9 protein-coding genes are annotated in these 14,502 nt (G+C 38.3%); 7 read left to right on the forward strand and 2 right to left on the reverse strand.

From position 1 onward, the window contains the following. The first annotated feature begins 605 nt into the window (after positions 1-605). The 4 genes from BLR60_RS11905 to BLR60_RS11920 all read left to right on the forward strand — a co-directional run bounded on the left by BLR60_RS11905 (position 606) and on the right by BLR60_RS11920 (position 5,471). On the forward strand, positions 606-2,609 hold the full coding sequence (locus BLR60_RS11905) for an alpha-L-arabinofuranosidase C-terminal domain-containing protein (RefSeq protein WP_090500063.1): 2,004 nt from the start codon (positions 606-608) through the stop codon (positions 2,607-2,609). 13 nt (positions 2,610-2,622) lie between these two features. Next, entirely contained in the window at positions 2,623-4,164 is a 1,542-nt protein-coding gene (locus tag BLR60_RS11910; RefSeq protein WP_244155645.1) for an alpha-N-arabinofuranosidase, read from the forward strand. 394 nt (positions 4,165-4,558) lie between these two features. Further along, the gene (locus tag BLR60_RS11915) at positions 4,559-5,116 is read left to right on the forward strand and encodes an ADP-ribosyltransferase (RefSeq protein WP_090500067.1); all 558 of its coding nucleotides are present in this window, start codon (positions 4,559-4,561) and stop codon (positions 5,114-5,116) included. Position 5,117: 1 nt separating this feature from the next. Further along, entirely contained in the window at positions 5,118-5,471 is a 354-nt protein-coding gene (locus tag BLR60_RS11920; RefSeq protein WP_090500070.1) for a hypothetical protein, read from the forward strand. A 168-nt stretch (positions 5,472-5,639) separates the two neighbouring features. Here the strand turns inward: BLR60_RS11920 and BLR60_RS11925 are convergent, their stop codons facing one another. Both BLR60_RS11925 and BLR60_RS11930 read right to left on the reverse strand, forming a co-directional pair. Further along, a complete protein-coding gene (locus BLR60_RS11925; protein WP_090500307.1) occupies positions 5,640-7,985 on the reverse strand; it encodes a glycoside hydrolase family 127 protein in 2,346 nt (781 codons plus the stop codon). A gap of 515 nt (positions 7,986-8,500) precedes the next feature. Beyond that, a complete protein-coding gene (locus BLR60_RS11930) occupies positions 8,501-10,579 on the reverse strand; it encodes a CehA/McbA family metallohydrolase domain-containing protein (RefSeq protein WP_090500072.1) in 2,079 nt (692 codons plus the stop codon). A 307-nt stretch (positions 10,580-10,886) separates the two neighbouring features. On the opposite strand from BLR60_RS11930, the gene BLR60_RS11935 reads away from it, so the two are divergent. The 3 genes from BLR60_RS11935 to BLR60_RS11945 all read left to right on the forward strand — a co-directional run bounded on the left by BLR60_RS11935 (position 10,887) and on the right by BLR60_RS11945 (position 14,487). Then, positions 10,887-11,744, forward strand: coding sequence for an alpha/beta fold hydrolase (locus BLR60_RS11935; protein ID WP_090500074.1), 858 nt, complete (start codon positions 10,887-10,889; stop codon positions 11,742-11,744). A 618-nt stretch (positions 11,745-12,362) separates the two neighbouring features. Continuing rightward, positions 12,363-12,983 carry a peptidase M16 family protein gene (locus tag BLR60_RS11940; protein ID WP_090500076.1) on the forward strand — a complete coding sequence of 207 codons (621 nt, stop codon included), beginning with the start codon at positions 12,363-12,365 and terminating at the stop codon, positions 12,981-12,983. A gap of 154 nt (positions 12,984-13,137) precedes the next feature. Then, a complete protein-coding gene (locus BLR60_RS11945) occupies positions 13,138-14,487 on the forward strand; it encodes a M20/M25/M40 family metallo-hydrolase (protein WP_090500078.1) in 1,350 nt (449 codons plus the stop codon). The last annotated feature ends 15 nt before the right edge of the window (positions 14,488-14,502 follow it).

The following is a 14,502-nucleotide window of genomic DNA, read 5'->3' on the forward strand; positions in this document are numbered from 1 at the left end:
GGCGATGCTTTTGAAATGGAATTAGCCCGACAAGGCGTAACATGATTAAAATTGGATGAGTAGTATTTTGCTTTTTGCCACGGAAAGCACGGAATAACGATGCATTTTTCTAATCTCATGGTCTGTGTCTCCACAGATCACTCCTAAATATTTTTTTGATCTGTGAGGACACAGACCTTAGCTATACATATTGTTATTAATAGGAGCGCATGGCTTGTACAAAACAATAAATTTCTTCCCGTTTTCCGCTTATACGCTTCGCTGCCTCGTACCTCGTTGCTGCAGGGTATCGCTGCAACCGTGGCTAAATGGCCAAAACAGCTTTTCATTGTTAAGGTTGCAGGATGTACAAAACTTTGTTCAAAACACCAATACTACACACTAGGTGCCTTCCTAATTGTCAAAATTTTACCCTACCATACATGATAAAAAAATTTAAATGCTTTTAACATATCAATTTCTATTGGCTACCTTATATTCCCAAATACTAAGATTGTAGAATTTACTGATAAAACGACCAAAGAAAAAAAAATAAATGTTCTTATAACGTTTATTATTTTAAATATTTTACTTTTACTTTAAGAATCTTCCAAGTATAAACCCGTATGAAATTAAATTACCCTATAAAAAGTATCTTTTCGGCATGTATTGCGTATGCTGCTATTGGAATTGGATACACTACCGCAGTGCAGGCCCAAACTGCAAAAGTAATTAAAGTTAAAACAAACCAAAGTATTGCAAAAGTGCAGCCGAATATGTGGGGTGTTTTTTTCGAGGATATTAACTTTGGTGCCGATGGTGGTATTTATGCCGAACTCATTAAAAACCGCTCTTTCGAATTTACCAAACCTTTAATGGGCTGGACAATTCAACGGAAAAAGCAACAGGAAGGCGAAATATTGGTGGTAAACCGAAAAGAGGTAAATACTGCCAATCCCAGGTATCTACAAATAAAAAAACAAACCGACGATTTTGAACTCATAAATGAGGGGTTTAAAGGTATTGGTGTAAAAAAAGGATTGCGCTACGATTTTTCATTAATGTACCGACAATCAGCCCCAGGTGTTAAAATGGTGCTGATGTTAAAAGATGCAAACAATAAAGTTATCGGACAGGGAACTTTAACACCTAACCAAACCGGTAGCGACTGGAAAAAACAGTCAGCAAGTTTTACCGCTACGGAAACTGATCCAAAAGCTAAATTTTCCATTATGTTTCAGGGCAGAGGAAACATCGATCTGGACATGATTAGCCTTTTCCCTGGCGATACCTGGAAAAACCGTCCGCAAGGATTAAGGGCAGATATGGTGCAGTTACTGGCCGATATGAAACCTGGTTTTATCCGTTTTCCGGGCGGCTGTATTGTAGAAGGAACCGACCTGGCCAACCGTTACCAATGGAAAAAAACCATTGGCCCGATTGAAGACAGGCAACTGATTATTAACCGCTGGAATACTGAATTTGCAAACCGTGCTGCGCCGGATTATTTTCAAAGTTTCGGTTTGGGCTTTTTCGAATATTTCCAACTGGCTGAAGATATAGGCTCAGATGCGCTGCCGATATTAAATTGCGGTATGGCTTGCCAGTTTAACTCTGCTGAAGTAGCTTCTCTTGATGAACTGGATCCTTATGTACAGGATGCCTTAGATTTGATTGAATTTGCCAATGGCGATGTAACCACCAAATGGGGTAAAGTGCGCGCCGATTTAGGTCACCCGAAACCTTTCAATTTAAAAATGATGGGTGTTGGAAATGAAAACTGGGGACCACAATACCTGGAAAGGTTAGCCATTTTCACCAAAGCCATCAAAGCAAAATATCCTGATTTTAAACTGATCAACAGTTCTGGAACGGATCCTGAAGGAGATCGCTTTAACTTATTGAATACTACTTTAAGAAGCAATAATGCTGACTTTATTGACGAACACTATTACCGATCTGCCGATTGGTTTTTAAAAAACGCCGGCCGTTACGATAACTATCCGAGAAACGGATCGAAGGTTTTTGTTGGCGAATATGCGGTACATGCAGACAATAGTATAGTTGGAAGTAACCGTAACAACTGGCAAAGTGCATTAGCTTCGGCTTCGTTAATGACAGGTTTGGAGCGCAATGCCGATGTAGTACAAATGGCCTCTTATGCCCCGCTTTTCGCTAATATTGATGCCTGGCAATGGGCGCCCGATATGATCTGGGTAGATAACCTGAAATCCTATGGTACCCCAGATTATTATGTTCAGAAACAGTTTTCTACCAATAAAGGGACGGATGTAGTTGCAATTACGCTTGATGAGAAGAACATTATCGGTCAGGATGGCCTTTATGCCTCTGCCGTAACCGATCAGGCAAAAAAAGAGCTCATTATTAAAATCGCCAACAACTCCAATCAATCGCAGCAAATCGATTTTGACCTTGAAGGGAAAATGAAATTAAAAAGTAAGGCGACCAATGAGGAAATAGCAAACAGCAACCTCACTCAGGTTAATTCTTTTGAAAACCCTGAAGCGGTAAGTCCGAAAAAAAGCACGATCAACCTCAAAGGCAAAAAATTAAATATTGCGTTAAAACCTTACTCTTTTAACGTAATCAAAATTCCATTTAACCAATAGATTTAACGAGATCATGATGAAAAAACTTCTCTTATCTGCAGCCCTATTCTGCAGCTCTATTTTAGTGCATGCACAAAACGAAACCCAGCTAACCATTAAACCTGCAGGCGATCAAGTGGTGAGCAAACACATTTACGGTCATTTTTCAGAACATTTAGGCCGCTGTATTTACGATGGCTTTTGGGTGGATGAAAATTCGAATATTCCTAATAAAGGAAGAATCCGTTTAGATATTGTAGATGCTTTAAAAAAGATAAAAGTTCCGAACTTACGCTGGCCGGGAGGTTGTTTTGCTGATGAATACCATTGGAGAGATGGCATTGGTCCGAGGAACCAGCGCCCAAAAATGGTAAATACCAATTGGGGCGGCGTAACAGAAGACAATAGCTTTGGTACACACGAGTTTTTAGACCTCTGCCAAATGCTGGATTGTGAACCTTATATTGCCGGAAATGTAGGTAGCGGAACAGTTGAGGAAATGGCCAAATGGGTAGAATATCTAAATTTTGATGGCGTAAGCCCAATGACCGCCATCCGCAGTCAAAACGGTAGAGAAAAACCATGGAAAGTTTCTTTCTGGGGTGTAGGTAACGAAAGCTGGGGTTGCGGTGGCAACATGACCCCTGCTTATTATTCTGATCTTTACCGCAGGTATGCTACTTATGCACGCAACTATCCGGGTGCTCCGCTAAAAAGAATTGCCAGTGGAGCCAATTCAGGTGATTACAACTGGACTGAAACCTGTATGAAAAATATTGGCGACCAAATGTGGGGATTAACTTTACACTATTACACCATCCCTACAGGAAACTGGGGCAAAAAAGGGTCAGCTACCAAATTTGATGAAGCACAATACTTTTCGACCATGAAAAACTGCCTGCATATGGAAGAACTGGTAAGCAAACACTCCGCGATAATGGATAAATACGATCCTAAAAAGAAAGTTGCTTTAGTGGTTGATGAATGGGGAATCTGGACAGATGTGGAACCTGGAACCAATCCTGGTTTCTTGTACCAACAGAATAGTTTACGCGATGCTTTAATTGCAGGAACGACCTTAAATATCTTCAATAACCATTCTGACCGTGTAAAAATGGCCAACCTGGCGCAAACAGTGAATGTTTTACAGGCTTTAATACTAACCGAAAAAGATAAGATGATCCTTACCCCTACTTATCATGTTTTCGATCTTTACAAAGTACACCAGGATGCCAAGTATTTACCCATTGCATTCACTAGTCCTGATTATGTTGTAGGTGGTCAAAAAATACCGGCTTTAAATGTTTCTGCTTCGCAGGACGCCAGTGGTGCCATTCATATTTCATTGGTTAATTTAGATCCTAACAAAAAAATTGCACTGAGTACGGTTTTAGATGGCCTAAAATGGAGCACAGTTACAGGACAAATTTTAACCTCGGCTAAGCTAACTGACGTAAATACATTTAACGATTTGAACAAAGTGCACAATGCAAAATTTACGGGTGCAAAAAAATCAGGCAATTCATTAAAAGTAGAGTTACCAGCTCAATCTGTTGTGGTTCTGGAATTAAAGTAATTTAATCAGGACGAGAAAGTTTAAAACCTTATCCTGATTCATAAAAAAATTAATATGCTTTTTTGGATGATTGTTATTGGGGCTTTTTAATGCTGACGCACAATCTCTTAAAGCAGCATAACCTTTTTAAACAGATCCTGAAACAAGTTCAGGAGGACAAATACTCATCCAAACGTCCTGCTGAACTTGTTTTACAGCGTAGCTTTCTGTCCAAATAAAGACTCTTGCACATCATACAGACTTGTTTCAGTATTTATATATACTTGTCAATCAATCGAATGATACTCGTACTCCATGAATCAAGAAATAGCTCCATTTTAAATACAAGATGATTTTCAATTATAATATTACTTGTAATTTTGGTATGTTAGTGTAAACAAAGTCCAATTATCATTTGACCAAAGCAGAACAATACGCAAGAAAACATTTAAGTCGTGATATTGATTGTATACAGAATAGCGATAGGAACATAGAGTTCCCTAATCTAACCGTATATGAAAAGGCTATTATTTATAAATATACAGAAGATGGCTATGAAAATGTTAATGAATTGCTGAGGTCTTCAAAAGGGATGAAAAGTAATGAGTTTGCTTCTGTACTAAATAATTCATTAACGAAAATAGATAACTATGAAGGGCAGGTATTCAGATGTGCAGACTTAAATGCTTTTGAACTGGAAAAATATTTAAAAGCAGAAAAAGAAGGCGTCCCTATAACCGAATACACATTTATATCAGCTACAAAATCGGAGTTAACGGCCCTAGCATTTGGAAAAAACACCAAATTTGTCATATATTCAAAAACAGGAAAAGAAATTGAAAAAATCAGTAAATTTGGTAAACATAATCCACCGAACGAAAAGGAAGTTTTGTTTAAGTCTGGTAGATCTTTCAATATATTAGAGATTGTAGAAGAACCCAGCCAAACGGTTATAACGATGGAGGAAGTATAAGATGACAACATTACAAGCAGTAAAAAAAACAAATCAGATTGATAATGAAGAATTACATGAAATAACGAAAATAATGTTTGATTCGTTTTTTATAAATGGCGAATATAAAAGTCAATCATATGTTGCTAAAAAAGAACAACTAATTGATTCATTTTCGACGTTTATTCAGCAATACCTTAAACTTAACTTTTCTGGCTCAAAGGAAAAAAAGTTACGTCTGATGAAATTCGTCGCCAAATTAAATATGCAAAAGGAATTACTTGAGCTTGCAAGTGGTGAAACAAATTTAAAAGATATCGAAAAAGCAGGCCAAAGATTAGGTAAAAAATCACAATCTGCATTCGAATCAAAATAAATTTCTCTGCATATTTTACTGAACTTATTTCAGTATCCTTTTAGTTGAATACATTAACTTCGAAACCTGACCTGTAGATCCTGAAACAAGTTCAGGATGACGGATTTGAATAACAATAGTGATCTGTGGGAGCACAGACCACGGAATAAGATCACGAAAATCAGTCCCCTATCTCACCAATCTTACTTCATAAATATTGGCAATAGCCGATCCCTGATCGGCAACAAATTTTACTTCTAATTCTGCTTTTAACAACGCTTTTGGAATCTGATACTCCTGCGTATAAAAAACATTTCCCTTGCTTCCATCTAACTTTACATTTTCAATTTTAGTCCCATTGATCAGGATAGTGAAGTTTTTGTCCTTTTCTTTTCCAAAATAGGTTAAACTGAGCTTATTCCCAGCTAAGTCTTTGTTTTTAAGCACATAACTAAACCATGCCTTCCCGTTTCTAAAATGCCTTTCCTGGTAGGTTCCATTATCAGTTTGTTCGCCTTTAAAATTGTGATCAGATTCTGGTTGCTGCTCTCCGGGATTAACCAGGTCTACGGTTTTCTGTTCAATCTTCATCTTTTCTTCTTCAGCCAATTTAATTGCTTTTGCCCGTTCTGGCAAGGCCTGTTCACTGCTATAAGGAAAATAAACCACATACCGTTTTTCGGCGAGGGTGTAAAAAGGAACCATTTTTAAGGTTTTGTATCTGGGTTGATAGATCGCATTTTGGGCACTGAAAGTTAAACTCTTTTTATCGGTCAACGTAATTTCATTGGCAAGTGTATTTTTAGGTCCGGTAACCAATGGTGCCTCGCTGATCGGAAATAAAGCACCAGAAGCAATATGCCCCATTCTACTGCCATCAGCGGTTAAATTAGGTTGGTTTAGCGTATCTATCTCCGCGGCAAGTACAATCGGCCCGCGCATAAAGGCTACCCAATCAGAACCATCTGGCATAAACTCCGTAGTGGTATGCATAGGCAGGGAAATATTAACCACATCGCCCGTATTCCAGGTTCGATCGATACTGGCATAACCATTTGCATCACTTTTAGTCATTACCTTTTTTCCGTTTACCAGTACAGTCATTTTTCCTTGTTCTACCCACGCAGGCTGACGGAAATGTAAGGCAAAACGTTGTTTACTTTTCAATTGAAGCTTGATTGTGGTTTGTTCAGCATCGGGAAAAAGGGTTTGTTGTGTAAGCTGGATGCCTTTTTCTTTCCAGTTTAAGGTTGAAGGGATAAAAAGATTCACAAATACATCATTCGCACGGTGTGCATAAATCAATTCTCCATATTTGCCATGGTTTTCCAATCCCGAACCTACACAGCACCAGAAACTTTCCTGTGGATTTGAATAAGTACGGTAATGTCCTGGCCGCATGGGTGTAAAATAGACAAAACCACCATCTGGCCTTTGTGATGAAAGAATATGGTTATAAAGTGTACGTTCGTAATAATCGAGATAAGTATTGGAAGGAGCAGCTAAAAACAGTTCTTTGGTCAACTTTAACATGTTGTAAGAGTTGCAGGTTTCAGGTCCTTCGCGCGATTCTGTCATCGAAGAAAAGTCATTAGCGGGATGAAAATGCTCTCTAACGCTATTTCCGCCAATGGCTACTGTTCTATGTTCCACTACCGTTTTCCAAAAGAACGCAGCAGCATCTGCCCAGGCAGGATCCTTATCCAATAAAGCAATCTGTTCAAAACCAATCACTTTAGGAATCTGCGTATTGGCATGTAAACCGTTCAGGGCATCCGTATTTTTTAATAGTGGATTTAGGATAGACTGGTCTGAAAACCGTTTTGCCAGTTTAAGGTATTTCTGGTTACCTGTTATCGCATAAACATGCGCGAAAACTTCATTTAATCCACCATGTTCACTCTTTAATAATTCCTGTACTTGTTGATCAGACAAATTGGAGACCACATCTATACACCAATCTGTTAATTTGATCAGCATCTGCTTCGCTTTTGCATTGCCTGCAACTGCGTATGCATCGTACAACCCTGCATAAATTTTATGGATATTGTACAAGGGCACCCATTTTCCATTTAATGAAAAACTGGATGATTTGATGTTTCCAGCTTTAATCTCTTTCCAGATTTCCTTGCCTCCCGGAATCCCGGCCAGATAACCATCGCCATTTTGGCGCTGACATTTATCCAACTCGGCAATCATATAATCTATCCGCTCCTTAACCTTGGTATCACCGGTAGCAGCATACATTAAAGAAAGTGCCGACAAATAATGTCCACCGATATGCCCATCTAAACCTGTATTTTCCCAATTCCCGTAAGATGCTGCTTTAGGTTTTAACCCTGCTTCCCTTAAATATGGCGCCAAAAGCCTATCCGCGTCCAGCGACAGTATATATTTCTTATCTGTTTCCTGTGCCTGTTTAAAAGGCCCAGCAAGCAAGCGGACTTCCGATAAACTAAATGGCTGCAAGGCAGTTTGCCCGAAAACAGTTCCGTATAAGGCGGTAAACACAAGGGCAGTAATTATTTTTTTCATTTTTAAAAATATCTTCATAACAAGTATAATTGAAAGCAGCTGGTAAAGATTAGGATAACGTTTAACAAACTGCGACACTAAGTAATCGGTTTTCTCGCCTTAAACCGGCTAATTATCCCCAGAATAATAAATGACTGGTAAATGGTTGAATGCTCATACAATTAAAGGTTTAATACACCATCGGCTTGATGATTAAAACTAGCCAAACAGCATACTGATAACATTTGGTTAAATAAACGTCTTAAAGACATTTATAAAACGAAGATATAAAAACAATTACTAATTATTACAGTATTAAGTAAATGATTTAGTTTTTAGCATTTTTTTGAATGAATTGTCTAAAAATAGATAACAAGACAAGCGCACAAATAAATTTGCTTATTTTCATTCAGAATGCAGTGAAAATCGTTCCGTAATCAGATTACATGTAATGAATACACAAACTTAATTTAGCCTGCAGATCACAACCTTTTTCATCACCTAAAGATTCTCTGGTAGCCTGGTGTAACAGCAAACTACTCCAACCACACCATCTGCGTAAATGCACCATTGGTGGCAATATCCCAAACCTCTACCCTCACCCATTTACGGCCTTTTAAATCAATCTGCCAGCTAAAATCCTTTTTACCAAAGGCCTGCGTCGTATTTAAATTTAGCTGTTTACGGTATACTTTTTTGCCATCTCCTGATACAATTTCAGCAAAACTTAAAGGGAAGGTCCAGTTGAGTTGCATATTTATCTTTGCTTTTCCACTATGGTTAACTTGCAAAGTTTCGCCTGCACCTTTTCCATCAACATTAAAGCCCGGAATTAATACCTCACCTGTTGAAACGAAAAACTTTCCTTTCTGCATGACATCTAAAACCGGTTGCCAGCCATCAGCATAGTTAGGCACTTGATCCAGTTGTAAATAATTTACGTTGAGGTGTGCATACATTTCATTTTGTTCCGTAATGGTAAAGATGTCTGCCTCTGAGATAATATGTTTCTTTAAACCCCAATTAGCCATATCGTCCATCAGATTTAATACCCTTTTACCTAAAGTGGGTAAAGAAAGATCGCCCGGAATTGCTTTCCAGGCTGCGCCCATAAAAGTTTCCGATTTAAAAAAATCCTCTTCCTTATATTTATCCGGATAACCTGTTGAAGCTTTTGTTCGGGCATGGGCAGTCCAGGCTAAGCCATGTTCCTGTTCGAGTAATTTAAGCATTTCGGCCTTATCACTTACCCGGTAAACTTTACCATATTTAGGGTCCTTGCTTTCGAAAGGCATGTCACTTTTCCTCGACATGATCCAGTAAATCGGTTTAGGAAAAAATGCCAGCCAATGTCCGCCATAAAAATTATTGGCTTCTTCTCCAGGTAACAACAGAAAATTAGGGTCAGATAGCCTTTTAGTCTGTTTAAATAAGGCATTTAATTCCTTTAAACGTGTAGAATCTGGTCCTTTAGGATGACCTGGTCCATGAAATTCGGCCAGTTTCACAATATTCAATCCTGTTTTCTTTAATACGTCAACAAATTCCGGTTGCTCTGGGACGGGTTTCCCACTTAACACTACATCCGAAATAAACTCATTGTGGAAATGGCTTGCCATTGTTTTATAGCCTGCTAAGGGCACATAAGTATCGTTATGGGTAAACTTTTTTACTTCATTTAAAACCGCATCTGCTTTCCCCGTGCTTAGTAAACAGAAAAAATTAAGGCGTTGTTGGGTATTAGGAGGCGCATTAAACCAGGGCACATAACGTTTATCGCCTATAGGATCCTGACGGATGCCAATCCCAAAATCTGGAATCAGGTTTAAATAATCGCTCCCTTTCCAGGTAAATTTAAGATTAAAAGCTTCATCTAATGGATAAAAATACTGATGTGGAGCAGGAAAAACAGCTAAACTGCCACCGGTATTTTCACCGATCACTGTACGATATTTCACTTCCAGATTTTCACTTCCTTCAGTTTTAACAGCCTTTTCGACATGAAGATTACCTTTTACATCAGACCAGGCTACAGTAGACCAGATCTCTTTTTTGCTTACCAATCCGGCATCGTATAAAATAGCAGTCGAATCCTTTTGCGTAGACACTACAGCAGCTACATTAAACAAAGGGCTTCCGTTATAAAGTATTATTTCTAAACTACCACTAAAATTTTCAGATTGTAAACCCGCTATCTTGACCACTGTTTGTGTACCATGTGTGAAAACACTTGCATTTCCTTTTTCGAATTTGACCAGACTGGTGGTGTATGGCCTGGTAGGAACACGGTCAAAAAACACATCCCAACCCCCACTTTCCGGACTTAATGTACGTTTACCTACCCGCAAAATAAAAACGGGGTCAAGATTTGCAGCTACCAGTTTTAATGCACCTTTTTTACCCATCTGCAAACTGTTAAAGAGTGGTTTCCCGTTTTCCAGATCAAGAATCATTTTACCAATCGCCTTATTGCCAACCGGCCAACTCACCATCAATCCTTTTTGCCTGACAGAAACAGTCGCTCCATTCGCTTTATAAGCTTTTAAATTAACCTGAGCAGATGCATTTATGAAAAATATACAGATAATCATAAAAATTGGAAGGGACTTTTTCATCAGGGATATTTGTTTTCTGGTTAGTGGAGAATACACAAGATAATGATTATGAGCAAAATATGTAACTAGAAATTTTGGACTTCAATGATCAGTAAACATTTAATTTTCCATTTTGAAAACCTTACGAACTTAAACCTCGTAATAAGAAAGACAAACAAACAGTTGACCATTAAGGAATTAGAACAATAAAATGAACGTCAAGGTGCCTGTTTTTAAATGACTCTGGTGCGTTTTGTTCATTTTTTAATTTTTCATAAAAAAACCGTTACATTTCCTAACTTGATAAGGAATTCTAAAATCACACATTTTGCATCCAATACTCCTCAGAAATAATGTAAAAATACTTGGCGAAGGCAGCCAGGTACTCCTATTTGCACATGGCTTTGGCTGTGCACAAAGCTCCTGGAAATATATCACAGATGCTTTCCTGGAAGATTATAAGGTAATCTTATTTGATTATGTAGGTTCTGGTGATTCTGACCTCAGTCAATACGATCAAAAGAAATATGCTACACTTGAAGGATATGCCTGCGATGTAATTGATATTATACAAGCACTTGATCTGAAGAACATTATATTTATTGGGCATTCGGTTGGCAGTATGATCGGCATGATCGCCGCGTTACAGCTACCAGAAGTGTTTAAGAAGTTAATATTCATCGGACCATCACCCCGCTATTTAAACGATGGTGATTATATCGGCGGATTTAATGCTGAAGATATTGAAACGATTTTTACGCATATAGCCCAGGATTATGTGGCCTGGAGTAAACAATTGGTGCCAGTAGTGATGAACAATCCCGGTAAACCCGAACTATCTGATTTTTTAGAGGAATGTTTTGAAGCCACGGATCCTAGTGTGGCCCTGGCTTTTGCAATGGCTACCTTTAAAGCCGATTACCGAGATAAACTGAAAAATCTTGAAGTACCAAGTCTAACCCTGCAATGTACAAATGACGTAATGGCTCCATTATCGGTCGGAGAATTTATTCATAAAAATACACCCCACAATTTTTTGGTGGTTATGAAAGCTACCGGGCATTTTCCGCAGATCAGTGCGCCGGATGAAACCATCAGGGAAATAAAAGATTTTATCGAAGATGCCGGTTTGAGATCAGCATCAAATCATCTTTATACGCCAGAGATTTTGCCTATCGGTAGTTAAAACTGAATACCAAAGAAAAAGTACGGGTTATAGATCTCGAGACCATTTACTTGCTGCTTTTCGCAGCATGATGGCTATGAGTCCTGCCCGGTATCCATATTGTTCTTAATTAAATGAGCTTGGATAAATTGCAGACGGCATCTGATTTTGCCTAAAGGTATATGATACCACAGTCTAAGCATATGATATAAATAGGTTGTTTTTTATTAGTCTTTTACAGATAAATATTAAAACACATCAGTCTAATTTAACTTCCATAAATCCCCATCATTGGCGCGTTGATGGAGTGATCAATATAACCACCACGTCTCACCTAACCTGAATCAAAACTGTTTACAGGTCTTTTAATCGCATTCGTTTTAGCAATTCCACTATTTGTAAAACCGACTGTATCAGGATGAAGTCAAATCAAAGTAAGCATAGCTATAGGGATTGATTGGAGTGGATAGATAATGAACAAAATGAACAAATTTAAGCTTTACCGAAATCCGATTCAATTCTCGTCGCGTATATACGCCTGATCACCACTAATAATTACTTAAATCGCCTTAGAAAGACGATTTATCGGTTTTCAGATTTAAAAAGCAAAAGAATATCCGATTATCAATAAAAAATAAAATGAACAAAATCAGAACAATTGCACTTTGCGCAGTCGCCGTGCTTTCTATTTACACTACTAAAGCTCAAACCTTTAAAGAGCCAGTGGGCTATAAACTTAAAAACGGCATGAACATTATTATTTCTGAAAATAATAAATCGCCAAAGGCTTATTCAAGCTTTACATTGGATGCAAAAGCTTTTAACACTAAAAAAGATGGCGTAGTTGAGTTATTAAATGCCGTACTCAATGAAAACGTGAGCAAAAATGCGAACATCAGTTTTAAAGATAACAGTGGCAAATTGGCTACAGCCAAAACAGATTTAGCAAAAGATTTGACTGAAATGGCTTCTTTGATCCAAAATGCTACAATTGATCAAAAAACTTTTAATAGCGCTAAAGCTAAGTTAATCACCAGTATACAGGCACAGGATTATGATTATGATCAGACGGTAAGTGAAAATTCAATCAACGCTTTAACCCTGGCGGATGTTAAGAACTTTTACAGCCAGATTTCTCCCGAAAAAACATTTTTAACCATTGCAGGCGATATTAATTTAACTACAGCTAGAGCTTCAGCAAAAAAAGCTTTTGGCAACTGGAACCCAACACCAGGATTTGCACCTGCTGTGACAAAGTAACGCTAAATAAAAGTACCAGGCCCTTTGATTCTTTTTCAAAGGGCTTTTTTTATGCCCGAATTGTTACAGGCCTTTAGGGTTTAGCCGTTCATATTCCAGCAATCATTTAATATCTTCGTTTTAACTAAAGTCATTATTTCCTAAAAGACCACAAATGAAAAAAGCCTATACTCTACTCACTTTTATTGCCATGAGTTTATCACTAAATGCTCAGGTTGTAGTTAACCGAAATCAGGATATCGAAAAAATGGTCAAGGCTGTAAATTCCGATTCATTAAAATCTTATATCAGTAAAATGGTTTCTTTCGGAACCAGAAATACACTAAGCGACATTAAAAGTAAAACAAAAGGAATTGGAGCGGCCAGAAATTGGGTGTTGAGTAAATTTAACCAGTTTGCCCGGCAAAGTGATGGCAGGCTTACCGCATACCTGGATACCATTACCTTTAAACCTGATGGCAAAAGAGTAGACCGACCAACACTATTAGGAAATGCAGTAGCCATACTAAAGGGCACGGATACAAATGATAATCGTGTGTACGTAGTAAGCGGACACCTGGATAGCCGTGTTACCGATGTGATGAACAGAACGAGTAATGCACCCGGCGCCAATGATGATGGCAGTGGCGTTGCAGGTGTTATCGAAGCTGCGAGGATTATGAGTCAATATCAATTTCCGGCAACCATCGTATTTGTAGCAGTAAGCGGTGAAGAACAATCTTTATTGGGCTCTGGTTTTATGGCCTCAACAGCTAAAAGAGAAAAATGGAATGTAGATGCCATGCTAAACAATGATATGATTGGCAGTAACAACAGCAGCGAAACACAAATTATTGATAATACCAGGCTGCGTGTATTTAGTGAAGGTTTACCCAGCTTCGATCTGGATAAAAATGCCAAAAGTATCCGCCAGTTTGGCTTAGAGAACGATGGTAAAAGCCGTCAGTTGGCACGTTATGTTAAAGAGATAGGCGAGCGTTATGTAGATCAGTTAGAAATTAAATTAATTTACAGAAACGACCGGTTTCTACGTGGCGGAGATCATACTCCATTCGTAGAAAATGGTTTTACTGCCGTACGCATCACCGAAATGAACGAAAACTTCGATCACCAGCATCAGGATCTTAGAACAGAAAATGGTGTGCGGTATGGCGACCTGCAGGAATTTATGGATTTCGAATATCTCCGCAAAAACACAGGTGTAAATATTGCTGTTTTAGCCAACCTGGCTAAAGCCCCTTCTAGCCCAACCGAAGTAAAAATCGATGTTAAAAACCTCAGCAACTCTACCCTTTTATACTGGAAAGCACCGCTTAATGGTACAGCAAAAGGTTATTATGTGTTAATGCGCGAAACCAGTAACGCTATTTGGGAAAAGAAATTTTTCACTTCAGCTACCGAATTAAAATTGCCTTACAGTAAAGACAATTATTTATTTGCCGTTCAGAGCATTGGAAATGATGGCAGCGAGAGTTTACCTGTAGTACCAGGTATCGGCAGATAATAAAAACATTTAGGA

The sequence above is a fragment of the Pedobacter terrae genome, assembly GCF_900100705.1.
GTDB lineage: Bacteria > Bacteroidota > Bacteroidia > Sphingobacteriales > Sphingobacteriaceae > Pedobacter > Pedobacter terrae.

Coding starts and splice junctions, on each gene's coding strand:
- BLR60_RS11925 (WP_090500307.1), bottom strand. CDS start 7,985: ATGAAAAAAATAATTACTGCCCTTGTGTTTACCGCCTTATACGGAACT.
- BLR60_RS11905 (WP_090500063.1), top strand. CDS start 606: ATGAAATTAAATTACCCTATAAAAAGTATCTTTTCGGCATGTATTGCG.
- BLR60_RS11945 (WP_090500078.1), top strand. CDS start 13,138: ATGAAAAAAGCCTATACTCTACTCACTTTTATTGCCATGAGTTTATCA.
- BLR60_RS11910 (WP_244155645.1), top strand. CDS start 2,623: ATGATGAAAAAACTTCTCTTATCTGCAGCCCTATTCTGCAGCTCTATT.
- BLR60_RS11940 (WP_090500076.1), top strand. CDS start 12,363: ATGAACAAAATCAGAACAATTGCACTTTGCGCAGTCGCCGTGCTTTCT.
- BLR60_RS11930 (WP_090500072.1), bottom strand. CDS start 10,579: ATGAAAAAGTCCCTTCCAATTTTTATGATTATCTGTATATTTTTCATA.
- BLR60_RS11920 (WP_090500070.1), top strand. CDS start 5,118: ATGACAACATTACAAGCAGTAAAAAAAACAAATCAGATTGATAATGAA.